This is a genomic window from Mycobacterium sp. HM-7 (genome assembly GCF_053852335.1).
The window spans coordinates 4,012,458-4,034,392 of sequence record NZ_CM132657.1 but is presented as its reverse complement, the minus strand read 5'-3'; the positions used below and the strand labels follow the sequence as shown (position 1 = coordinate 4,034,392).

Genomic DNA, 21,935 nt, shown 5'->3' with positions numbered 1-21,935 from the left:
GGGCACCGGATCCCGTCGACGCCGGTGTTACGTTGCGGGCCGTTACGCAGGCCTGCAAGGGAAGATGGATGGTATCGGCACCCGCACGTGGTTCTGGCGCGCTCCGTTCGAGCGGCGTGCCCACAGCAGCAGCTCGGCTGCCGGCTTCGGTGGTCGCCGCACGACCCCGCCGCGACATTTCCCGCACCGCACTATTGGCGGCATTGCCGGTCCTGAGCCTGACAGCCGTGGTGGTCGGGTGGGACGCCGCGGTGCGGCTGGAACTCTATTCCGACCGGCTGCTACCCGCGCCCGCGGCGGTGGTGCACGCGGCGGCTGAGATGTACAGCGACGGAACGTTGTTCGCTGATGCTGCCGCGAGCTTTCGGCGAGCGCTGCAGGGTTTTGTCGTCGGATCGGTGATCGCCGTCGTGCTGGGCACCCTCACGGGCAGATCGCGTATCGCTCGGGGCATCCTGGAACCGGTGATCCAGATCGTGCGGCCCATTCCCGCGATTGCGTTGGTGCCGTTGGCGATTCTGTGGTTCGGTATCGGCGAGGAATCCAAGCTCTTTCTCACGAGCCTCGGCGTCTTCTTCCCGGTATGGGTGAACACGCACGCCGGCATCGCCGCCACCCGCGACGACTACTTACGGGTCGCGGCATCTTTGGGTGCATCAAAGTTGTTGACGTTCACCACCGTGGTACTGCCAGGTGCGTTGCCGTCCGTGCTGACGGGTCTGCGACAGGGCATCGCGACGTCCCTGATACTGATCGTTGCGGCCGAGCAATCCGGTGTCACAGAGGGTCTCGGGTTCCGGCTCGACCAGGCGCGGCTGTTCAGTCAGCCCGACCGTCTGTTCGTGTGCCTGGCCGCCTTGGGCCTCGTCGGTGCCCTCGCTGATCAGCTGTTCCACCAGGCGACGCGCCGCGCCGTCCGCTGGGCCAAGGAACAGTCGTGACGGCCGGCGACATCGCGGTCAGTTCGTTGACCGTGCGGTACCCCGGCTCGGACCGCGCTGTCGTGGACGGCCTTGACCTCACCATCGACTCCGGGGCGTTCCTGGCGGTCCTCGGACCGTCGGGCTGTGGCAAGTCGACCCTGCTCAACGTCATCGCCGGATTCGTCCGGCCCACAACGGGTTCCGTGACCTTCGGCGGTGAACGAGTCACGGGCCCGGGGCGTGAGCGTGGCGTGGTGTTCCAGCGCGATGTCCTGTTTCCCTGGGCCTCGGTCGGCAGCAACATCGGCTTCGCACTACGCGCGGCCAAGGTGCCGCGGCTAGCGCGGCGGGACCGGATCGCCGAGTTGGTCAGCGCGGTCGGGCTGGCGCCGGAAGTCATCGCCAAGCGCCCGTATGAACTGTCGGGAGGGATGCGGCAGCGCATCGGAATAGCCCGTGCCCTGGCGAACAGTCCACGAGTGCTGTTGATGGACGAGCCTTTTGGCGCGCTCGACGCCCTGACCCGGCAGCAGATGCAGGACCTGGTGGTCGAACTGTGGGAGCGCACCCGGCCGACGGTCGTCTTCGTCACCCACGATGTCGACGAGGCGATCCGCATCGCATCCGCCATTGTCGTGATGGATCAGACCGGCGCCATCGCCGACCACCTCAGCAACCCTCTGCCGCGACCTCGGCCCGCGAGCCGTCTCGGTGAGTTCGACGAATACGCGGCACTGCGCCGTCGGTTACACGACCTGCTGCACGGGCAGCAGTCGGCCATTATCTCGGGAGAACACGGATGAACACACCTCGGAAGATTGCGACGATAGTCGTTGCCGTGCTTGCAGTTCTGGCGGTGGTCAGCTGCAGCAATTCGCGTAGCAAGGACGCCGGTCCGGACGCCCTCACCCTGGCATGGGTGGTCGATCCGTCGTGGGCGCAGGTACCGGTGGCCAACGATCTCGGATACTTCAAACAGCATGGGGTCAACGTCAAGATCGTCCCGTTCCCGACCGGCGCAGCAGCGCTGGAGGCCCTGGCCGGCGGCGCCGTGGACGTGGCCACTGGTGGCGACGTGCCCACATCGGCTGCGGCACTGAAGAATCCGCACCTGCGCGTGTTCGCGGACGGGGCGATTTGGCCGGAAGGCCGGTTCGTCGCGCGCCGGTCGGCGGGCATCAACACGATCGCTGACCTGGCCGGCCGCAAGATCGCCGTCCCGTTGGGCAGCAGCGCGCACTACTTCGCGAGCAGGTTCCTCACCGAAGCGGATGTCAAGGCCGACCTCGTACAGACCGGGCCGGCGGAGATCGTCACCGCGATCACCAATCACAACGTCGACGCCATCGCGGTCTTCCAGCCGGCGCTGGCCAAAGCGGTTCAGGCTCTGGGTGCCGACGCAATCGAGTTGCAGGGCAAGCAGAAATACAACCAGCACAGCCTCTATCTCGCCAACGACGACGTGCTCGCGTCGAAGAAGCAGGCAATCGGCAAATTCGTCGCAGCGATCCGAAACGCGGATGCGCCGCTGTCCGTTAAGGATCCGGCGGCGCTCGCCGCGGTCGCGAAAGCCACCGGACTGGACAACAACCTGATCAACCAGGTCTCCTCGGAGTTCGTGTACCAAACGCACCTCGGCCCCGAGCTTGCAGGCGATCTCGCCGACCGGGCCCGATGGGCGCAGAGCATCGGTCGCATCCCCGCCGATCAGCGCATCCCGGACTACCAGAGCGTCATCGCGGGATCTTTCGTGACGGAGAGTAATTCATGAGCGGCGCATATCTTCTCGGCTTGGGCGGCACCATTTCGATGCACCACACTGCTCATGGCGCGGTGCCGGTCACCGGCGCGGTCGAGCTCTCGGAGACGGTTGCCGGTTTTGCCGGTGCCGAGAGCCTCGCCTTGGTGGGTGGATCCGAGGTCGACTTCGACCTGCTGGAACGCCTGGTCGGCAGGGCACGGGAGCTCGTCGCCGACGGAGCTGACGGCATTGTCGTGACCACGGGCACCGATTCCATCGAGGAGGTCGCGGCCTGGCTCTCGTATCGCGAAAACTGGTCGGTGCCAGTGGTGGTCACCGGCTCGATGATCCTGGGAACCCGACCCGACAGTGACGGGCGCGCCAACCTGGCCGACGCGCTGGCGGTGGCGTCGTCCGGCGCGGACGTCGACCCGGTGGTCGTCTTCGCCGGCAAGATTTTCGATGGCCGTGAGGCCGTGAAGGTTTCGGGTGTGGTCCGTGACGCGTTCGACGCGCCGGGGCGTGGGCCGATCGGCTACGTCGTCGGCGGTCAGGTCCGTTGGCACCGGTCCCTGGCGCGGCGCAAGAGCCACGGCGACCCGACCGGTCAGATCCGGCCCGTGCCCGTGGTGCTGGCCGCGCTGGGCGATGATGGCTCACTGGTGCGTGCCGCCGGGGACGGGCAGCGGGCGCTGGTGGTCGCGGCGAACGGCGCCGGCAATCTGCCGCCGAAACAGGCTGCGGCAGTGGAGGAACTCATCGATGGCGGCCGGCTCGTCGTACTCACCACGCGGGCAGCGGACGGCCGCGCCGCTCCGGTTTATGGCTATCCCGGCGGCGTGGCCGGTCTCGTCGAGTACGGCGCGCAACTGGCCGCCGGGATCTCGCCACATCGCGCGCGGCTGCTGGTGACGCTCGGGCTGGCGCAGGGCCGTGACAACGAGGGGCTGCGGTCGCTGATCGACAGCGAGATTCGACCGTGACAGGCTCTGTCGTCGGTTCCGCCGTGGACCGTCGCGAACTCGTCGAACTCACCACCCGTCTGGTGGCGGTAGGACAGCCGTGGTGTGAGAACAGCCTCGACGGCCCGAGCCGGCCGCCGGAAGAGGAGCGGATCGCACGCCCGGTGGGCGAGCTGCTGCGCGAGTGGGGTTTCACCGTCGAGCTGGTGGGGCGTACCCCGCAGCGGCCGAACGTGGTGGCGACCAAGCGCTTTGGTGCCGGGCCCACTCTCATGCTCAACGACCATCTGGACACGTATCCGTCCGGTCCGCCGAGTCGCTGGCGGGTTTGCGGCGGGAAGCCTTATACCGCAGTCGAATTGGATGGCCGGATCTACGCGCGCGGCACCTCCGACACCCGCGCAAACCTGGCGGCGCTCCTGACTGCGGCCAAGCGCATCGTCGACGACCCGCCACAGCGCGGGACACTGCTGGTGGTCCTGACCGTCGACGAGGAACGCAACGGCATCGAAGGTTCCAAGTACCTGGTCGACGAGCATGGGTTGCGGCCGGATGCGTCCATCACGGTCGAACCCACCGCGTGGACGCGGGACGGGCGGGGCGGCATCGCCCTGGCTGTCGCCCAGACCGGCCACGCGCTCCTCGATATCACCGCTCGCGGGCGGTCCAGCCACATCTGGCGCCCCGACACGGGTGTCAACCCGGCGCTGTTTCTGGCCGAGTTCCTGGCCGGCATCACGGCGAATCCGGTTGGGGACTGGCCTGTTTCGGTGGTGGGGCTGAACGCGGGGGAGGCCGGCATGGCGCAGTTCACGCCATTGCGGGCGACCGCGCGCCTCGCAGCGGTCAACATCGGTCCGGACGTCGTCGCAGGCCGGCTGCTCGAAGAATTTCACCGGCGGCTGACGGCGGCCGCGCCGGCCGGCATCGAGGTCGACGTTGATTTCGCGCCCGGCCCGACGTTCGTCGCCGGCACCGTGCCGCTGGCGAGTGACGACCGGCTCGTCGCCGCGATCACCGGCGCGTACCGCAGCGTCACCGGGGACGACGTCCGTACCTACACCAAGCCGGCATTCAACGACACCATCCGCTTTCGCCACGTCGGGATTCCGGCGGTGACCTTCGGTCCCGGCGACGACGGCTGGGCGGTCTACGACGAGAGCATCAGCATCGACACCATGGTCACGGCGGTGGAGGTTCTCGAAGCCGCGGTGCGGGAATATCTTTCGGACACCAACGTCACTTAGTGCGATGCCAGATGGTCATGGACGCAGGCGATGAACGCCTGGCATGCCGCCGAGCGCAGGTGCGCTCGGGGTGCCACGAGATGGACCTGGCGCTGCATCTCGACGCCGGTGACGGGGCGCAGCGCGAGCGTCGGGTCGGTGTCGGCGCGCGTGCGGGCCACCGATTCGGGAAGCAGTGCCACCCCGAGGTTCTGACGAACGAACTGGACGACCTCGTCGACGCGGGTGACCTCGAACGCGACCCGGCGCGGTACCTCGGCGAAGCCACGGTCGGTTTCGTGGCGAAGGCCGTATCCGGGCGGAAAGTCGATGAACGGCAATGCCGCGAGCTCGGTGACCGATACCGACCGGCGGCCGGCCAGCGGATGGGCGTGGGGGATCATCGCGATCAGCGACTCGGTGAACAAATGCGTGAAGCTCAACTGATCAGCGGCCCTGGAGACGTTGGAGCCGACGATGGCCGCGTCCAGCTTGCGGTCGCGGGTGGCGGTCAGCAGCACGTCGCTTCCGCCGCTTCGCAGGGTCACGCTGACGTCGGGGTAACGGGAGTGGAAGGTCGCCATCAGCGTTGCGACGTCGAGACTTTCGGACGGGACCTCCATCATTCCGACGGTGAGACGGCCGGTGACGGTGCCGCTGAGTGCCTGGGCGTCGACTTTGATCTGGTCGATGCCGGCGACCACCTGGTGCAACAGCGGCAGGAGCGCCTCACCGGCCGGAGTGAGCGAGACGGCCCGGGTGGTGCGCTCAAAGAGGGTGACGCCGAGCTCTTCCTCGAATTTCCGCACCTGCTGGCTGAGCGCCGACTGCACGACGAAGGAAGTCTCGGCCGCTTTGGTGAAGCTCTTGGCTTCGGCCAGGGCGACCACGTAATGGAGCTGCTGCAGATTCATTACTCTTCACTTTCGATGATGAATCGCATCATATCTATTAACTGGACTCCTAGGTGCGATGCGGAAAGGATGGATTGATGTCCCGCGCCATTCCACTCCGTCCGCAGCGCCCGTTGAGCAGCAACGACTGCTCGGTGGCTGCCACGCGGGACGCCATCACAGCGGAATTCGACGCAGTGCCATTCCTTGGCGAACTGACGTGCTCACACACGTCGGTGGTCGCTGGAGCGGTGGAAGAGATCGTTTTCACCTATACGGTCGGCCGCTCCGGTATCGCCGACAGCGGCTGGCTCAAATTGTGTTTCCGCTACTACTCCGACTGGGACCTGCAGACCACTGATCCCGCCGGACGCGACTACGCCAGCGCGCAGTTGGTCAGCCGATCGCTGGTGGGCCGCGCCTCCGCGGCCGGCGCGGCCACCGTGCAGCAGCTGGCCGTCCGTTATGACGTCAAGGGCGGGGAGCGGCCGTTCCAGAAATCGCTGCTCATCCACGCCGTGGACGGCTACCTCCGGCCCGGTGATGTGATCGAGATTCGGCTGGGGGACAGGCGATTCGGTGGTCCCGGTACCCGCGTGCAGACCTTCGTCGAGGACCAGTTCGAGGTGCATCTGTTCGTCGACCCGTTGGGGACGTCCCGCATGGCCCGCGCCGGCGTCACTCGGCTGGCCGTGATCCCCGGCGCGCCGGAGCGGGTGGTCGTCCAGGGCCCACGGCTGGTGCGCAGCGACGCCGGCACCGTCACAGTCCGCGCTCACCTGGAGGACCGGTGGGGCAATGCCTGCGCCGATATCGCCGCAACGATGCGTGCGCACGTCGACGGCGCCGCTGTGGCCGAGGCACACACGCCGCCCGCCGGTTGGGCAAGCGTGTCGCTGGTGGTGCCGGCGCGCGCCGCGCGGATCGAGGTCGTTGCCGAATCTCAAGCGGAGGTGCGGCCCGGCGCGACCATCCTCGACGTCGTCGACGACTATCCCGCCCCACGCGCCTTCTTCACCGACCTGCACGTACATTCCAACGACACCGTCGGCACGCAAGACACCGACTGGAATCTGCGGTATGCCCGCGATATCGGCGCACTCGATGTTGTGGGCTACACCGGCAACGACTTTCAGATCACTGACGATGCGTGGCTGGACGTGGTCGCCGCCTGCCGGGACATCTCGAACGATGGCACCCTCGTCTGCTTTCCGGGCGTCGAATGGTGCGGCACTGCGGGCGTCGGCGGCGATCACAACGTCGTCTTTCTCGGAGAGGACACCACGCTCGCACGTTCTCTGGAGTGGCATCAGGGTATGGCCAGCACTGTGCCGACGCCCCAAACCTGGCCCATCACCGAGCTTTACGCCGCCTACGAAAAGGATCCGGACTCATACCTGCTGATTCCACACGTGGGTGGCCGGCGCGCGATCCTGGACTGGCACCACCCCGAGCTGGAACGGCTGATCGAGGTGCACTCGAGCTGGGGCAGTAGCCCGTGGTTCTTGGCAGATGCGCTGGCCCGGGGGCTGCGCCTGGGCGCCAGCGCCGCCAGTGATGAGCACCGTGGGCGCCCGGGTGGCGGCGCGCCGGGAGCGAACATCTTCGGTGGATTCGGCGGCCTCACCGGCGTTCTCGCGCCGGCACTCACCAAAGCGGAGGTGGGCCGCGGTCTGCGCGCCAGACGTACCTGGGCGACCACCGGGGCACGCGCGGTGGCGCTGTTGCGCAGCGGTGACGCCTGGATGGGCGACGAAATCGACACGGAAGCAGCTGAATTGAGCGTCAACTATGCGCTCTATGGCACGACCGGCTGGGAGGAGGTTGCCGTCTATGACAGTGCGGGGCAGGTTTGGCAGCGCAATCTGCATGTCGAGAGCGGGCTGTCCGACCAACTCGTCCGCATCCGGTGGGGTGGGGCACGGCATCGCGACCGCTACCGGTGGGCGACCTGGTCGGGTCGGTTGCGCGTCACCGGTGCCGAAGTATCGAACGTAACACCCTGGGCCGCAACGCATCCGGAACAGCACTTCGATGTGGAGCACGACACGGTGCGCTGGCGCACCACGACCTACGGCTCGGATATCGGCGTCATCGTCAGGTTGGCCGATCTCGCGGCCGCCCGATTCCATCTCCAAGTCGCGGTGCACGAGGACGGTCTCAGCGCCGACCGGGAATTCTCGGGCTCCGAACTGATCGACGATGGCGTTCTGGAAACCACCATGGGGGGCCTGAACCTACGAGTGCGTGCCGAACGCGTGGCGGAGTTCTCCGCGCTGCCCACGACGGTGACCGGCGACCTCGTCCTCGATCTGCCGCACGGCGCCAGCGCGGCGTACGTGCGCGCCACCCAGTCGGATGGCCACCAAGTGTGGACCAGTCCCTTGTTCGTGACTCGTTCGAGCAGTCAGACGCGATGTCCCGAGCCGGCCTGACTCTGCGCATCTCGCCCTGCTCGACCGACACCAAGGAACAAGACCGTGCTCTCTCATCGATATTTCACCAAGCTGATCGCGTCCGGCGCCGCGATCGCAGCCATCGCCGGGGTGGTCGGGTGCGCGCCATCGACCACGCCCGCGTCGTCTTCACCTGTGCCGTTGCGGCTCGGCTATCTGACTCGCGTCACGCACGCCCCGGCGCTCGTCGGCGTCAATGACGGGTTGTTCGCCCAGCAACTCGGGCCCGGGGTCACGCTCACCGCGCAACCCTTCAGCACCGGAACCGAGGAGATCACAGCGCTGCTGTCGGGTCATCTCGACGCCGCATACGTCGGACCCAATCCCGCGTTCAACGCCTGGCAGAAATCGAACGGTACCGCCATCAAGATCATTTCGGGCGCCGCCAGCGGCGGGACGTCGTTTGTGGTGCAACCGGACATCACCTCAGCGCAGGATCTCCGGGGCAAGACGGTGGCTGACCCGGCGCTTGGCGGCACGCAGGACGTCAGTCTCCGAGACTGGCTGTCGAAGAACGGATTGAAGACCGATACCCAAGGTGGGGGCGACGTTTCGGTCAAGCCGACCAACCCCGAATCGGCGATTGTGCAACAGTTCGTCAGCAAGCAGATCGCCGGTGCCCTGGATTCCGCGCCATTCGATGTGCAGATGATCAGGGCGGGTGGTGTGCGGCTGTGGTCGGATCCGAACACCATCACCGTGCTGGTCATGCGCCAGGACTTCCTCGCCGCACATCCCGACGCGGTATCGGGGCTACTGCGTGGTCAGGTTCAGGCCAACGACAAGATTTCCGCCGACCCGAAGGCCGCCGCGCAGTCCGCCAACGCCGCTCTTGCGAAAGCCCTTGGCAAGGGGCTGGATCCGGAGGTTCTGGCAGAGTCGTTCAAGGAGACCACGTTCACCAACGATCCCGGGATCGCGTCATTGCGTGACCAGGTGAGCAAGGCCGTGGCGATCGGCTTGTTGAAACCGCTCGACATCAACGGGCTGTTCGATCCGGCCCCGCTCAACGCGGTGCTCTCCGCTTCGGGGAAGCCGGCGGTCGCCGCGTGACCCGCTGCGCCCAGCCCGGAGAGTTCGTCGTGACCGTGCCAACGTCACCTCCGGTACCGCAGCCGGCATTGAAACTGGTCGGCGTGACCAAGCGCTACGGAAAAGGCCCTGCCGCGGTAGCCGCCCTGGACCCCATCGACGTGACCGTCGCAGAAGGTGAATTCGTCTGTCTGGTGGGCAGTTCCGGCTGCGGCAAGAGCACGTTGCTGTCGATCATCGCCGGACTGGACGCACCGTCAACGGGATCGATCGACAGCTTCGGGCGCCGCGTCGCACTCATGTTCCAGGAACCGGCACTGTTCCCTTGGCTGACCGCGGCAGCCAATGTCGAGCTGGCGCTGAAGGCGCGCGCGGTACCGCGTGGCGTGCGTCGCGAGCGCGTGGCGCGGCTGTTGGCGACGGTCGGACTGAGTGAGTTCGCCGACAAGCGTCCGCATCAGTTGTCCGGCGGAATGCGACAGCGGGTTGCCCTGGCCCGCGCGCTCGCTCAGGACGCCGACGTGCTGCTGATGGACGAGCCCTTCGGTGCGCTGGATGCGCTGACCCGTGACCTGCTGCACGAGGAACTCGAGCGCATCGTCGAATCACGGGGACTGACAGTTGTTTTCGTGACCCACAACGTACGGGAGGCAGTGCGGCTGGCTGACCGGGTGATTCTCTTGGGAGCTCGGCCGGGCCGCGTCGCCGAAGAGTTCTACGTGCCCGTGTCCCGGCCGCGTCAGATCAACACCACAGACGTCGCGGAGTTGGCAGCACACGTCACCGCACGGCTGCACGAGGAAGGCAACGGTCATCGTGGTCAGTAGCGGAGTGACCGCGCCATCCAGGTCGTCACGTGAGAACGCAATTCGGCTGCGGCCGGTGCTGGCGTCGGTGTGGGCGAAAGTACTGGCAGTGCTGGTGGTTTTGGGGGCGTGGCAGCTGGTTCATCTGAGCGGCTGGAAATCGTCCGTGGTCTTTCCCGGCCCCGCGGAAGTCGGTGCCGCCCTGTGGCGTCAGCTGCACGATGCGGTGTTGTGGGAGGCGGTTTCGACGACGATGGGGAGGGCGATCATCGGTTTCGGGCTGTCCCTGCTCATCGGTACCCTCCTCGGTGGCATCCTGTCTCGAAACAAACTGCTGCGCAGTACTTTCGGTTCGCTGATCGCTGGTCTGCAGACCATGCCGGCGATCGCGTGGTTTCCCTTTGCGATCATCTTCTTCGGCTTGAACACCTCTGCCATCCTGTTCGTCATTGTCATCGGCGCGGCGCCATCGGTCGCCCTCGGGGTCATCGCCGGAACCGATCACATTCCGCCACTGCAGTTGCGGGCGGCAAAGACCATGGGATTGCGGCGGTTTGCGTTATACCGGCACGTCATTCTGCCGGCGTCGCTGCCGACCTTCGTCAGTGGATTGCGGCAGGGCTGGGCGTTCGCATGGCGCAGCCTCATGGCGGGGGAACTGGTGGTGATGGTCGCCGGGACCGCATCGATCGGGGTCCTACTGGAGAACGCGCAGAACATGAGCGACATGCCGCTGGCGATCTCGGTGATGATTGTCGTTCTGGTGATCGGCATCGTCGTCGACTCGGTGTTCGGTGCGGCGGACCGCCAAATCCGTCGGTATTGGGGCCTGGTCGACGGTGACCTCGCGTGACCGATCGGGTGCACCCGTTCCGCCTCTGGGCGTTCGGCGACGCGCATGTGGGTACCGATCGGCGGTTCGGTAGAGCCAGTCTGGCAGAGGCGATTTCGCAATCAGAGTACGGCGGGTCCGACGGTGGAGCGGCATTCGACTGGGACATCGCGGTCGACGTCGGAGACATGTCCGGTGCCCATCACCACCTGCCGGACGACGCGGAGGGCCTCGAGCTGCGGCGGCAGTTCGGAAGCCTGCGTCGCCACCGGCGCGAAGACATCTACAGCGTGTGCGGCAACCACGACCGCAGCGGCCTGGATGAACCCGAGGCCTGGTGGTGGCAGAAGTGGATCGACCCGCTCGGCCGGCACACCGAGTTTTCCGGTGTTGATTCCGCGCTTCGACCGTTTCCGGTAGACGGGACTTGGCACCACTACTCGTTCCGGGTGGGCAACCTGCTGTTCCTCATGCTGAGTGACCGCAATGAACCGACGCAGAGCGTGGGCCGCGGAACGTTGGGCGGTAACCCGGGGGGAGTCGTCAGCGGCGCGACATTCGAATGGTGGAAGCGCATGGTGCTGGCCAATCCGGATTCGGTCATCATCACGGTGCATCACTACGTGCTCAAGGACACCACGGTGGCCTCTGGAGAGTGGGAGGGCGTCCGCCGCGACGCGGACGGTCGCCTGCTCGAGCACTACCACCGGCCGTTTTCCGAGGGCACGCCGCAAGGTGCATCGTATCTGTACTGGGTGGACAGTCAGCCGGATTCCGGCGCATTCGAGCAGTTTTTGGCTGAGCATCCCGGCCGGGTACAACTGTGGATCGCGGGGCACACGCACACTCACCCCGACGACAATTTCGGCGGCAAGAGCCATATCGAACAACGCTGGGGGACATGGTTTCTCAATGTGGCCTCACTGAGCCGGCATCACATGCCGATCACGACGCTGCCGCTGAGCCGACTGCTGACATTCACCCCGGGTAGCCCGGAAGTCCGCGTTCAGTGCTATCTGCACACCGGCCAGCACGCGCCGCAAGGTTGGTATGACAAGGCAGAGCGAGTGATTGCGCTCAAGACGCCGTTTCGGTGGGCCGGTCCCAGCACGGACTGAAGTCCGCTGCTACCGCCATCCGGTTCAGCCGCACGGGACAGATATGCAGGTGGTTTGATCGCGTGACGGTGGGGCAATGCCTCCCATATGCACGACGTACTCGAACGTGAAGGCAAGTGGGACGTCGATGATCGGTTTCAACTGCCGGATCTCCAGGGCATCGTCTCGGGCGCCGAGGTTGAGCATGACACCGTCGATCTGACCAGCGACTACTACGACACCGCGGACCGTGACTTGCAAGCGCACGGTGTGGTGCTTCGTCGCCGTGTCGGCGACGATGACACGGGGTGGCAGGTGAAGGTCCCGGCGGCCGACGGCCGCATCGAACTGCACTGGCCGCCGACGGATGACCTGCCTGACTCGGCGCGAGCGCTCCTCACGGGGTTGAGCCTGGGAAAGGGCCTGTCGAGTGTCGCGACGATCCACACCGTCAGGAACCGCTACCGGATCCGGACGACCGGAGCCGGCGAACTCTATGCGGAGATCGCCGATGACTCGGTGCGAGCCTGGTCCAACGAGCGACTGCTGGCGTGGCGCGAGGTGGAGGTCGAACTGGGGCCCCACACCTCGGCTGTGCCCCGGCGTCTGGCCAAGCGGCTCACGGCCGCAGGTGCCCGGCCCTCTCGCCATCAGTCGAAGCTCGCTCACGTCCTGCCCTTGCTGCCCACGGCCGAGCCCGTGTCGCCTGCGACGCGCGCGTTGCATCGGTATCTGAGCACCCAGATCGACCAGATCGTCCTGGGGGACATCGGGCTACGGCGGGAACGGGATCCCATCCACGACACGCGCGTGGCGATCAGGCGGCTACGCAGCACGCTGCGGGTGTTCGGAAAGCTGCTGGACCAGCGTGCCGTTGGCCAGCTCGACGAGGATCTGCGCTGGTTCGCGGGGCTGCTCGGTGAGGTCCGCGATTGCCAGGTCCAGCAGCGCAGGTTGACGACGGCGCTCGACCAGTTGCCCGAGAAATTGGTCCTGGGTCCGGTGCGGGCTCGTGTGCGCAACGACCTGCAAGCCATCGAGCTTCCCGCACGAGTCCGCGTCACCGAGGCCATGGACTCGCCGCGCTACCTGGCGATCATGTCAGCGCTGCGGGCCTGGCGCACTGCACCTCCCGTGGCGCCCGAGGCCAGCGCCACCAAACTGGTCAAGCGGGCGCGCAAGGCGCAGCGGAAAGCCGACCGGCGCCTGACCGCGGCGCTTGTCACTGACGGCCGTGACGACACGATGCTGCATCGTGCGCGAAAGGCGGCGAAGCGGGCACGATATGCCGCCGAGCTCTGTACGGACCTCGGCGGATCGAAGCAGACGAAACGAACAGCCAAGCAATACAAGCGGTTCCAATCGATCCTGGGTGATCATCAGGACACCGTGGTCGCGTCGGATTTGCTGTACCGCATGGCCTTGGCGAGCGCATCGACCGCCGGTGAGAACGGCTTCACGTTCGGTCTGCTGTTCGACCGCGAGCAACGGACAGCTGACGAATGTCGAGCGAAGGCGCGAAACTTGTTGTGAATCAGGCGCGACGGATGAGTGCGCGAGTGGCCTTTTCCAGGATCGCCTGAGCCGCAGTGTCGTTGCGCTGTTTCTCCGCCCGGCTGACGGCCGCGGCGATGGTGGAACCCTTCTCGTACGCCGTCACCACGCGAGGATCGACATACGAACCACGGGCCACTGCCGGGGTATTGCCGAGCTGGTCGGCCACTTCGCGGAACACCGAACTCCGCGCCCGCCGGATGGCGGTTTTCGTGTCCGGCGCTGCGGCGCCGGCGAATCCGATGGCGGCCAGCACCGTACCGTGCCAGGTCCGTAGATCCTTGACGCTGTAGTCGGCACCGACGAGCTCCTTGAATCTGGCGTTCAGGTCTTCGGCATGCAGCTCTGCGCGACCGGACTCGGTGCGGCACCACAAGAATCGTTCGCTCGGCCCCTGACCCCGGCGCAGTGCGCGGACCGCGCGGACCACCTGTGGGTCTGCCAGTTCCAGATGGCGCCGCACGCCACTTTTGGCCGGATAGTCGAATATCACCGTCCCGGTCCGCACCTCGATGTGCTCGCAGCGCAGCGTGGCCAGTCCGCAGGAAGCGTTGTCCTGGGCGTACTCCTCGCCGCCGGCACGAAAGAACCCGCGGTCGATCAGGTGCAGGGCCAGTGCGAGCACGCGGTCGCGGTGGAGGCCGCGGCCGGAGAGCTCGGCGGCAATCTGGCGGCGCCACTCGGGCAGCAGCGACGACAGCTGCAGGACGCGGTCGAACTTCTCCTCGGTACGCTCCTGTTGCCACACAGCGTGATAGAGATACTGCCGGCGTCCGGCGGCATCCGTGCCCACCGCCTGGATATGCCCGTTCCGGTGCGGGCTGATCCAGACTTTTCGCCATGCCGGGGGGATCACCAGTTGTTGGATCCGTTCCAGGGCGGCCGCGTCGGTGACCCGTACGCCAGCGGGGTCGTAGTACGAGAATCCCGTGCCGCGCCGTTTCCGGGTGATCCCGGGCGACGTGATGTCGCTATGCCGCAACCTCATGGCAAACCTGCCCGGTATCTGTGTCGCACCGTCGGTCCTTACCCCGGATCGGCATCGGCGACACCTCTCGACTCCAATCCTGTACTGGTGCGTAACCGGTCAAAATGATGCGTGGATCACAGTGACCCGCATCACACTTTGAGCAGTCTGCTCAACATTTCGGCCGGCTGTTGACGTCGCGGGTGCTTCACGGCAGATTTCCCGTCAACCGATTGCTTGTTGTTGGCCAGAGCCACTCACGCTCCGCGTCGCCCCAGACTGCGGACAAGGCGATCGGCGGTGCAGTGGCTGGTGGCCGCGGGCGCCAATCCAGCACAGCAACAAACACATTGAGGAAATTGATGTCGCCTGCACGTCTGAACAACGCCGCCAAGGTCCGTCGCATAGCAGCCGTGATCGGCGCCACTGCCGTGGTCGCCATGGGTGCCGCCGCCGTTGCTGCCGCTGAACAACAGCCACTGGCTCCGCGGATCGATGGGGGCGCCACCACGACGTCCACGGCCCCGCCGACCGTGCCGATGACGCCCTCGGCCAGCCCGGTGGTCAAGGCGGCTCCCTACGGCAAGAGTTAGGCGCCGACGCTGAAAGGCCAACTATTGCAGTCGCTTTCGAGAAGCGAGTGCAGTAGTTGGTCGCTCGGCCGGCGAACTCAGGCGCGGGGCATGATCATCACCGGAACCGGTGAGTGACGCAGAATCTTCGCCGCTGCCGATCCGAGGAACACCCGCGCCGACTGTCCGGCCGCGCCCGATCCGAGCAGCAGCACATCACCGGATGCCCAGCCCGTGTTCTCCACGGCCTGCTGCCAATCCCGCCCGCTGCTGACGACCATGTCGACGTCGGGTACCGCCAGGCATTCACGAACCTTGTTGAGCTGCTTGGTGACTTCGTCGGCCGTGCGCTTCGACCACTGCGCGACCACCATGTCCTCGGCACCCACCTCGAGTGAGGGCCCACCGAACGCCCACGCGGGCCGCACGGTGAACGCCACGATCCGCAGCCGGGCATTCCAGTCCTGGGACAGCTCCGCGGCCGCCCGGATCAAACCGTTGGTGTCGGCCTCACCGCCGTAGGCCGCGGTGAGCCGACGGATCGGCTCGTGGCTGAAGGCATATCCGCGCGGCGCGATCGCTACCGGCACCTGCGCGGTGTGTACCAGCCGCTCTGTCACGCTGCCGAGCGCCACCCGTCCCAGCAGGCCGGACGACGACGACCCGAGCACCACGGCGCGGGCCTGAAACTCTTGCGCCAGCTCGAGCAAACCCGTTGGGATGGAGCCGGATTCGTGGACCAGTGTCGGGACGTCCGGGCGTCCGGGCAAGCCGTCGACGACGGCCTGCAAGGACTGAGATGTCTGCGCCTTCACATGTCGTAGGTACTCATCCTCGACGGGATCGTTGCGTGGCGGCCACGAGCGCTCGAGAACTGCTGCCGCGATGACCTTCTCGCCCGTGGTCTTCGCGATCTGCACGGCGAGGTTGATCGGGGCGCTGCCGTGCCGGGATGCACTGAACCCGGCGATGATCGTCACGCGACGGGCTCCTCGGCGGGCGCCATCGCGATCACATTGGTCACCGGGACGTGGTATTCGGACCGGGCGCGGTCGACCACGTCGAAGCGGTGCCAGATCGACTGCTCCGGCGGCTCCGTAGCGATGACGATCTGGTCCGGTTCGAATTCGGCGACGGCGCTTGCCAAGGCACGCAGCGGTCGATAGTCGCCCAGCTTGCCGTCAGCCTCCAGATTCGCCGAGTGCAACGCGGCCAGCGTCTGGTCAAGGCGTTGCTGGGCAAGGACTTTCGTGGCTTCCCACACATCCAGCGGGCTGTGCGACGCGGCAGCGCCGGTCTCGATCGGGCTGGCGGGTACGACGACGTGATAGATGGTGGCATTGTCGGCGCCGATCGAGCGCAGTTCGTCGAGCAGCTCCTGAGAACCGACGGTTTCGTTGGCCAGCACCAATACCCGGTGCGGCCGTTCGGTCGCGGTGACGGCTTCCGGCACGGGCCGGCGGGAGTTGAACCAGCGGTTGGCCAGGAACAGGCCGATCACCACTGCCCAGGACAGCAGGCTCAGCGTCAGGGCCCTTCTGTTGTCTCCGCCCTGGACGAACATCTGTACCAGGATCGCGGTCATTGCGATGGCCGTGATGATCGACAACACGGGGAACAGCCACATTTTCACTTTGAGTTTGTCGCCACCATTGCGGTACCGCAGCACGATCTGGGAAATCGCGATCAGCAGGTAGACGAAGAGAATGACCGCACCGCTGGAATCGAGCAAAAACTTGAAGATGAAATCGGGCGAGAAGGCCGAGGCGATGACGCCCAGGAACCCGATGACCGATGACGTGAGAATGGCGGCGGCCGGAACGCCGCGGCGGGTTACGGAGACGAGCTGGGCGGGCGCCTCACGGCGGGCGGCCAGCACGAACAGCATGCGCGAAGCGGTGTACATGCCCGAATTCAGGCAGCTCAGCACGGCGGTCAGGACGACCGCGTTCATGATGTGGTCGGCGTAGGGAATGCCCATCGCGGTGAAGGCCGACACGAACGGCGACGCGGCGAGCTGCTTGCCGTTCCACGGCAGGATGGTCACCAGCAGGAACGCCGAGCCGACGAAGAAGACCGCGATGCGCATGATGACCGAGTTGGCGGCCTTGGCGACGGCGCGCTCGGGGTCGGTGGATTCGGCGGCGGCGATGGTCGCGATCTCGGCACCCACCATGGAGAAGATCACGGTGACGACACCGACGGTGACCGCGGATGAGCCCAGTGGGAAGAACCCGCCGTGGGCGGTGAGGTTGGAGAAATCCATGGACTTGTGCGGCCATAGACCGAGCACGAAGCACGAGCCCAATCCGATGAACACGATGATCGCCGCGACTTTGATGCTGGCGAACCAGAACTCGAACTCGCCGAACGAGGACACCGAGAACAGATTCGTCGCCGTCATGGCGAGCAGCAGCAGAAGGGCGGTCAGCCATATCGGCGCCGAGGGCAGCCAGTATTTGATGATCTTGGCTCCGGCAATTGCCTCGAAGCCGACCACGATCACCCAGAAGTACCAGTACAACCAGCCGATTGAGAAGCCGGCCCAGTTGCCCAAGGCGTTGCGGGCATAGTCGGCGAACGAGCCGGTTGACGGGTTGGCCACCGCCATTTCGGCGAGCATGCGCATGACCATGATGATCAGCACGCCGGCCAGCGCATAGGTGATGAACGTGCCCGGCCCGGTGTCCTTGATGACCACACCTGAGCCGACGAACAGTCCGGCACCGATCACGCCGCCGATCGCGATCATTGACAGCTGGCGCTGACTCAGCGCCTTGTTGAGGGTGGGTGTCCCACTCACGTCGTCTCCTTCGCGCTGTCCTGACGGCAGTGTCAGGGCGTCTTCAGCCCACGCCCCACGAAGAATGTGAGCTGCACCACGTTTTGGCGTGTGCGAATACTAAGCCGCGCGACAGGGCACGCGTGGGCTGAACGGGCGCGAGCTTGTCGCAACATCCGGCCGTTCTTCCGACAGCTGTCGCAAGGCCGTCGGCGCCCGATGTCAGCGGCGACGCAGCCGGGCCAGCCGAATGCTGAGCATGAGATCGAATCGGGCCTCACCGTCGGTGAGGTCGGCGACGTCGCCACCGAGCGCCTGGGTTATCTTCTCCAGCCGGTAGTACAGCGTCGAGCGATGCAGGTGCATGGTGTCGGCCGCGCGCCGGGCATCGCCGCCCGAGGACAAATAGGCCTCGAGCGTCTGGATCAGGTCTTCGCGACCCTCGGCCAAGAGTGCGGCGATGCCGGGATGAATCAGGGCGTCGAGTTGGTGGGGAGCGTCGGCGAGGCTGTCGGCGAGCAGAGCGACCGCACGCCACGACCCGGCCGCGGTCCAGTCCAGCGCCGCCCCGGCCGGACCAGCGCCCGCGGCGGCCAGGGCGCGGGCCAGCCGGGCGTCCCGAAATGCTCGGGCGGCCTGGGCCAGGGGCAGCCGGGTACCGGACCATCCGATGGCCGGCGCGTCGTCGAAGATGGCCTGGATCGACGAGGTCACGGTCTCGGCGAGTCGCTGAGGCGGGACCCGTACATGTGCGGGGCAGAAGGCGAAGACACTCACGGGATGGCCCGGTAGGACGAACCAGGTGTGCGTCCGTTCGACAGCGGACAGCCGCAGTCGCAGTGCGATGAGGCGCTGCTCGGTCTCCGCGGCGTCCCCGGACGGGACGAACGCGAAGACGGTGAGCAGGCTGTCCGGCTGCGCCATGTCGTGGGCACCGAACTCGCGCAGCACCGCGTCGAGGGGCTCGTCGACACCGGCCGACAACAGGCGGGTCAGGAGGGCCTGACGCGCGGACTCGACGGCACGCTCGGTGGTGTGGCGCCGGTCCAGGATCGCCACCAGATCGGCCCCGGCCTGGTCCGCCAGGGCACGCTCGGCTGTGCTCAGTGACTGCTCCGGGTCGATCACCCACAAGTAGCCGAAGTGCGCGGCGGCTGACCGCACCGGCACGCAGTACCGCGCCACCATGCCGTACCGGGGCAGCGGCGGGATCGCGACGCCCGGGTCGGCGTCGTCGATGCCGAGGGCCTGAAGTTCGGCTATGACTTCGGGTTTCGTCGCGCGCTCGAGGAGGCTGTGCATCCGCACGTCGTCGACGGTCCCCAGCTGGCGGCTGAACGTCATCGGCGTCATCGCCGTGTCGTCCAGCAGCACCGCGCGATTCAGTGATCGGGCCAGCAGGTCGACGATCAGCTGAATGTGGGCACTGGGATCGGTGCCGTGCGGTTCCGCCATGCGCTCCCATTCGGATCTGTGTCGGCGGCACTGCGCTCACAGGAACCGCAACGTGTGGTGCCGGTATCGTCGCACGCACTCCGCGGCGGACGGGGCGTTGACGGTGGAGATGGACGATGTTGCCGGCAGTGTGGTCGGAAGTGCGGTGGGCGTTCACCCCGCCGCGCAGCTGGCTGCTGGGCGCGGCGGCCAACGTCGTGCTCGCGCTGCTGTGGCTCGCCGTACAGCCGTTGACCACCGGGGGACGGCATCACCACGATTGGGTGATCCTCGTCGGCACCTACTTCTCCTCGTTCGTGCTCGCGGATACCACGACGACCAATATGCTTGGCGCCGACCATGATCGGGTCCAGCAGAGGCTGGGCGATTCGGTGGCGCCATGGCGGATATTGCTGCACAAGAACCTGGCGCTGCTGATTCTCGTCGGACTTCCGACGCTTGCGGCCGCTGCCGTGCTCACCGTCTGGTTGGAGGGTGCGGCCCGGCTCGGTGTGACGATCCCGAATGTCGCGGTGCCGATCGTATCCTGGCTGGGCGTGGGCAACGCGGTGTCGGTCTTGCTGCCGGTTGCTGAAGTACCACTGGTGCAGCGGTGGGGCCAGCGCCACGACCGACGCCGTATCGCGCTCTGGCTGTCGTCGCTGGCGCTGCCTTACGCCCTGTATTTCGTCGCCGACCCGGTCGGCGGCATCGAACACCGTGAACTGTGGCGGGCGCTACCGACCGCCGTGGCCCACGTCTTCGGTCCCGTCCTTGGGCGTGACACCAAAAGTGCTGTGCACCTTGGCATCGCGGTCGTCGTGTGGATAGCCGGGACGGTGTTTGCCGATTGGTGGGTGCGGCGCCGGGGCCTGCAGTTCCGGTAACGGCTACGGAGCTGGTGCTGCTTCCGGTGCCGTGGCCGGCTGCTCCGGTCCCGGGAGCCACGGCGCGCTTGCCGGCATGTGGGCCGGCGCCGCGGTGCTCGGCGGGGTCCCCGCGGGCACGGACGGACCGCGCCCGGCCTGATCGGCGGCCTGCACCGTCGTCGATGACCACGGTGCGGGGCCGGCCAGTGCATCGGCCGCCCACCCTGCCTGCAGTTGGCTCACCGCGAAGTTGACGCCCTGGGTGACCAATCCGCCGTCCACGTAACTGTTGTGGGCGTCGAAGCTCGAGCCGTGCGCGTCGCACACCAGGTCGTTGGGGGCGCAGATGTCGTTGGTTTTGGGTTGGTACACCGGGCCGACCGTGACGGCGGGGGAGCCGATGGCGCGCATGAACCGTGGGGAGGGCTTGCCGAACAAGGCAACGGCCGCAACGTGATCCGCGACGTCCGGTGGCATGGGAGCCGGCACTTCGGCGGCGGAGATTCCGTCGGGAATGGTGCCCGCGGTGACGAAGCCCGCAACCGCGGCGCCCTGCGAGAATCCGCCGAGCACGATCTTGGTCCGGGGACAGGCCGCGGCGGTCGTCACGACCTGCCGGCGGGCGTCACGAATGCCGTCGACGGCAGTGGGGAAATCGGTGGTCGCGGGGTAGTCGACGGCATACACGTCAAGGGTTTTCGGGCTGATGGCGGTGCGTAGAGAATTGATGAACGCCGTCCCGACCCCGCCGGGTCCCGGTGCCTCATCGGTGCCTCGAGCGAAGATGACTTGGGCGTCGGGGCAATCGGCTGCGTGTGCTGTCGGCAGTAGGGCCGCGGAGAGCAATCCTGGTGGTACCACCAGGATTGCGGCCAGACTTCTGATTCGGCTTCTGCTTGTGCTTGGCCTCACCGGTCCATGCTGACACACCGGCATCTCGTCCGCCCGTTAGCTGCGCTCGGCGCGTTGAAATCGTGACATACCAAAAGTCGGTTATTTCGTGTTTGCGGCAACGAATTCGGCGATGGCGTTCCGTGTTGGTTGCGTCTCGGCGCCATTCGCACGTCGGATCACGCGGCCGTTGCGTGACTCGACTTGACGTCCAGGTGGCCGTACCGCATCATTTGAACATGTTCACTGAACACGTTCAGTCACGGGCTGCGGCGCGAGACGAGACTCGAGCGAAAGTGTTGTCGTCGGCCGAACGGCTTTTCCGTCAACAGGGTTTCGCCGCGACGACCGTCCGTCAGATCGCCACCGATGCCGGTGTCAGCACCGGCACGGTGATGGGCGTCGGGGACAAGGACGGTCTGCTGATCGAGGTGTTCGACGAGTGGATCGCCGCCGTGCACCGTGATCGTCAAACCGGCGGGGAATCACGGGATTCGTTGACCCCCGGGGGCGCGGTCGATGCCGTGATCGGGTTACTCGCACCGTTTCTCCGGTACTTCGCCGAGGATCCTGCGTTGTCGCGGCAGTACTCGTCGATCATCGTCCGCGGTAGCCATGAGTCGGCGATCTTCCGTGACCTCGCCGTCGCACTCGTCACCGAACTGCAGGATGTGCTGGCGCGCGCCGGCCTGCCCGATGTTGCCGCGGAGCGTGCGGCCCGGGTTGTCTACTTCGCCTACCTCGGCATCGTCATGACCGGTGGCAATCACGCCGCGGGCGGTGCTTCGGTGCCCGACCAACTACGCGACGTCGTCCGTTGCGTCATCCACGATTCAACACAAGGAGAAGAGCAGTGACCGGAATTCCGCACTACTGGTGGCCCACCGCGATCTTGGCG

At 66.5% G+C, this 21,935-nt stretch carries 21 protein-coding genes; 14 read left to right on the top strand and 7 right to left on the bottom strand.

Annotated features, from left to right (window positions below; genetic code table 11):
- Nucleotides 1–116: 116 nt before the first annotated feature.
- Genes ACWW1C_RS19490 through ACWW1C_RS19470 form a run of 5 tightly spaced genes read left to right on the top strand, consistent with a single transcriptional unit; the run spans nucleotide 117 to nucleotide 4,873 of the window.
- Nucleotides 117–941 (top strand): ABC transporter permease, encoded by an 825-nt coding sequence (locus ACWW1C_RS19490; protein WP_455979919.1) that lies wholly within the window; start codon nucleotides 117–119, stop codon nucleotides 939–941.
- The gene (locus ACWW1C_RS19485) at nucleotides 938–1,726 is read left to right on the top strand and encodes an ABC transporter ATP-binding protein (RefSeq protein WP_455979918.1); all 789 of its coding nucleotides are present in this window, start codon (nucleotides 938–940) and stop codon (nucleotides 1,724–1,726) included. Before ACWW1C_RS19490 ends, ACWW1C_RS19485 begins: the two co-directional genes overlap by 4 nt.
- A gap of 35 nt (nucleotides 1,727–1,761) precedes the next feature.
- Nucleotides 1,762–2,694, top strand: a complete 933-nt coding sequence (locus tag ACWW1C_RS19480) for an ABC transporter substrate-binding protein (RefSeq protein ID WP_455979917.1) — start codon at nucleotides 1,762–1,764, stop codon at nucleotides 2,692–2,694.
- Nucleotides 2,691–3,647, top strand: coding sequence for an asparaginase (locus ACWW1C_RS19475; RefSeq protein ID WP_455979916.1), 957 nt, complete (start codon nucleotides 2,691–2,693; stop codon nucleotides 3,645–3,647). Before ACWW1C_RS19480 ends, ACWW1C_RS19475 begins: the two co-directional genes overlap by 4 nt.
- On the top strand, nucleotides 3,644–4,873 hold the full coding sequence (locus tag ACWW1C_RS19470) for a M20 family metallopeptidase (RefSeq protein WP_455979915.1): 1,230 nt from the start codon (nucleotides 3,644–3,646) through the stop codon (nucleotides 4,871–4,873). Before ACWW1C_RS19475 ends, ACWW1C_RS19470 begins: the two co-directional genes overlap by 4 nt.
- Here ACWW1C_RS19470 and ACWW1C_RS19465 read toward each other — a convergent pair.
- The gene (locus ACWW1C_RS19465) at nucleotides 4,870–5,766 is read right to left on the bottom strand and encodes a LysR family transcriptional regulator (RefSeq protein ID WP_455979914.1); all 897 of its coding nucleotides are present in this window, start codon (nucleotides 5,764–5,766) and stop codon (nucleotides 4,870–4,872) included. The two genes, ACWW1C_RS19470 and ACWW1C_RS19465, sit on opposite strands and share 4 nt — an antisense overlap.
- Before the next feature lie 77 nt (nucleotides 5,767–5,843).
- On the opposite strand from ACWW1C_RS19465, the gene ACWW1C_RS19460 reads away from it, so the two are divergent.
- The 4 genes from ACWW1C_RS19460 (at nucleotide 5,844) to ACWW1C_RS19445 (ending at nucleotide 10,892) form a co-directional block, all read left to right on the top strand.
- Nucleotides 5,844–8,180 (top strand): hypothetical protein, encoded by a 2,337-nt coding sequence (locus ACWW1C_RS19460; RefSeq protein ID WP_455979913.1) that lies wholly within the window; start codon nucleotides 5,844–5,846, stop codon nucleotides 8,178–8,180.
- Nucleotides 8,181–8,225: 45 nt separating this feature from the next.
- Nucleotides 8,226–9,254: an ABC transporter substrate-binding protein gene (locus ACWW1C_RS19455; RefSeq protein WP_455979912.1), complete on the top strand. Its 1,029-nt coding sequence runs from the start codon at nucleotides 8,226–8,228 to the stop codon at nucleotides 9,252–9,254.
- Between the two features lie 68 nt (nucleotides 9,255–9,322).
- Nucleotides 9,323–10,060 (top strand): ABC transporter ATP-binding protein, encoded by a 738-nt coding sequence (locus tag ACWW1C_RS19450; protein WP_455984361.1) that lies wholly within the window; start codon nucleotides 9,323–9,325, stop codon nucleotides 10,058–10,060.
- 4 nt (nucleotides 10,061–10,064) lie between these two features.
- A complete protein-coding gene (locus tag ACWW1C_RS19445) occupies nucleotides 10,065–10,892 on the top strand; it encodes an ABC transporter permease (RefSeq protein ID WP_455979911.1) in 828 nt (275 codons plus the stop codon).
- Between the two features lie 101 nt (nucleotides 10,893–10,993).
- Here the strand turns inward: ACWW1C_RS19445 and ACWW1C_RS19440 are convergent, their stop codons facing one another.
- The gene (locus ACWW1C_RS19440; RefSeq protein ID WP_455979910.1) at nucleotides 10,994–11,305 is read right to left on the bottom strand and encodes a hypothetical protein; all 312 of its coding nucleotides are present in this window, start codon (nucleotides 11,303–11,305) and stop codon (nucleotides 10,994–10,996) included.
- A gap of 15 nt (nucleotides 11,306–11,320) precedes the next feature.
- Here ACWW1C_RS19440 and ACWW1C_RS19435 point away from each other — a divergent pair, with 15 nt between their 5' ends.
- Nucleotides 11,321–11,989, top strand: a complete 669-nt coding sequence (locus tag ACWW1C_RS19435; RefSeq protein WP_455979909.1) for a hypothetical protein — start codon at nucleotides 11,321–11,323, stop codon at nucleotides 11,987–11,989.
- 87 nt (nucleotides 11,990–12,076) lie between these two features.
- Nucleotides 12,077–13,501 (top strand): CYTH and CHAD domain-containing protein, encoded by a 1,425-nt coding sequence (locus ACWW1C_RS19430; RefSeq protein WP_455979908.1) that lies wholly within the window; start codon nucleotides 12,077–12,079, stop codon nucleotides 13,499–13,501.
- Between the two features lies 1 nt (nucleotide 13,502).
- Here ACWW1C_RS19430 and ACWW1C_RS19425 read toward each other — a convergent pair whose 3' ends face one another.
- Nucleotides 13,503–14,510 carry a DNA topoisomerase IB gene (locus ACWW1C_RS19425; RefSeq protein ID WP_455979907.1) on the bottom strand — a complete coding sequence of 336 codons (1,008 nt, stop codon included), beginning with the start codon at nucleotides 14,508–14,510 and terminating at the stop codon, nucleotides 13,503–13,505.
- Between the two features lie 341 nt (nucleotides 14,511–14,851).
- Between ACWW1C_RS19425 and ACWW1C_RS19420 the strand changes: the two genes are divergently transcribed.
- Nucleotides 14,852–15,082 (top strand): hypothetical protein, encoded by a 231-nt coding sequence (locus ACWW1C_RS19420; protein ID WP_455979906.1) that lies wholly within the window; start codon nucleotides 14,852–14,854, stop codon nucleotides 15,080–15,082.
- 77 nt (nucleotides 15,083–15,159) lie between these two features.
- Here ACWW1C_RS19420 and ACWW1C_RS19415 read toward each other — a convergent pair whose 3' ends face one another.
- The 3 genes from ACWW1C_RS19415 to ACWW1C_RS19405 all read right to left on the bottom strand — a co-directional run bounded on the left by ACWW1C_RS19415 (nucleotide 15,160) and on the right by ACWW1C_RS19405 (nucleotide 19,298).
- Entirely contained in the window at nucleotides 15,160–16,041 is an 882-nt protein-coding gene (locus ACWW1C_RS19415) for a universal stress protein (protein WP_455979905.1), read from the bottom strand.
- A complete protein-coding gene (locus ACWW1C_RS19410) occupies nucleotides 16,038–17,864 on the bottom strand; it encodes an amino acid permease (RefSeq protein WP_455979904.1) in 1,827 nt (608 codons plus the stop codon). Before ACWW1C_RS19410 ends, ACWW1C_RS19415 begins: the two co-directional genes overlap by 4 nt.
- A 201-nt stretch (nucleotides 17,865–18,065) precedes the next feature.
- The gene (locus ACWW1C_RS19405) at nucleotides 18,066–19,298 is read right to left on the bottom strand and encodes a PucR family transcriptional regulator (RefSeq protein ID WP_455979903.1); all 1,233 of its coding nucleotides are present in this window, start codon (nucleotides 19,296–19,298) and stop codon (nucleotides 18,066–18,068) included.
- A gap of 116 nt (nucleotides 19,299–19,414) precedes the next feature.
- Between ACWW1C_RS19405 and ACWW1C_RS19400 the strand changes: the two genes are divergently transcribed.
- Nucleotides 19,415–20,164, top strand: a complete 750-nt coding sequence (locus ACWW1C_RS19400) for a hypothetical protein (RefSeq protein WP_455979902.1) — start codon at nucleotides 19,415–19,417, stop codon at nucleotides 20,162–20,164.
- Between the two features lie 3 nt (nucleotides 20,165–20,167).
- Here the strand turns inward: ACWW1C_RS19400 and ACWW1C_RS19395 are convergent, their stop codons facing one another.
- On the bottom strand, nucleotides 20,168–21,058 hold the full coding sequence (locus ACWW1C_RS19395; RefSeq protein WP_455979901.1) for a cutinase family protein: 891 nt from the start codon (nucleotides 21,056–21,058) through the stop codon (nucleotides 20,168–20,170).
- A 218-nt stretch (nucleotides 21,059–21,276) separates the two neighbouring features.
- Here ACWW1C_RS19395 and ACWW1C_RS19390 point away from each other — a divergent pair, with 218 nt between their 5' ends.
- Nucleotides 21,277–21,894: a TetR/AcrR family transcriptional regulator gene (locus tag ACWW1C_RS19390; RefSeq protein WP_455979900.1), complete on the top strand. Its 618-nt coding sequence runs from the start codon at nucleotides 21,277–21,279 to the stop codon at nucleotides 21,892–21,894.
- Nucleotides 21,895–21,935: the final 41 nt, after the last annotated feature.

Bases quoted from the DNA above. Each gene is read 5' to 3' on its own strand.
- ACWW1C_RS19475 (WP_455979916.1), top strand. From the start codon at position 2,691: ATGAGCGGCGCATATCTTCTCGGCTTGGGCGGCACCATTTCGATGCAC.
- ACWW1C_RS19465 (WP_455979914.1), bottom strand. From the start codon at position 5,766: ATGAATCTGCAGCAGCTCCATTACGTGGTCGCCCTGGCCGAAGCCAAG.
- ACWW1C_RS19460 (WP_455979913.1), top strand. From the start codon at position 5,844: ATGTCCCGCGCCATTCCACTCCGTCCGCAGCGCCCGTTGAGCAGCAAC.
- ACWW1C_RS19430 (WP_455979908.1), top strand. From the start codon at position 12,077: ATGCACGACGTACTCGAACGTGAAGGCAAGTGGGACGTCGATGATCGG.
- ACWW1C_RS19425 (WP_455979907.1), bottom strand. From the start codon at position 14,510: ATGAGGTTGCGGCATAGCGACATCACGTCGCCCGGGATCACCCGGAAA.
- ACWW1C_RS19420 (WP_455979906.1), top strand. From the start codon at position 14,852: ATGTCGCCTGCACGTCTGAACAACGCCGCCAAGGTCCGTCGCATAGCA.
- ACWW1C_RS19405 (WP_455979903.1), bottom strand. From the start codon at position 19,298: ATGGCGGAACCGCACGGCACCGATCCCAGTGCCCACATTCAGCTGATC.
- ACWW1C_RS19400 (WP_455979902.1), top strand. From the start codon at position 19,415: ATGTTGCCGGCAGTGTGGTCGGAAGTGCGGTGGGCGTTCACCCCGCCG.
- ACWW1C_RS19390 (WP_455979900.1), top strand. From the start codon at position 21,277: ATGTTCACTGAACACGTTCAGTCACGGGCTGCGGCGCGAGACGAGACT.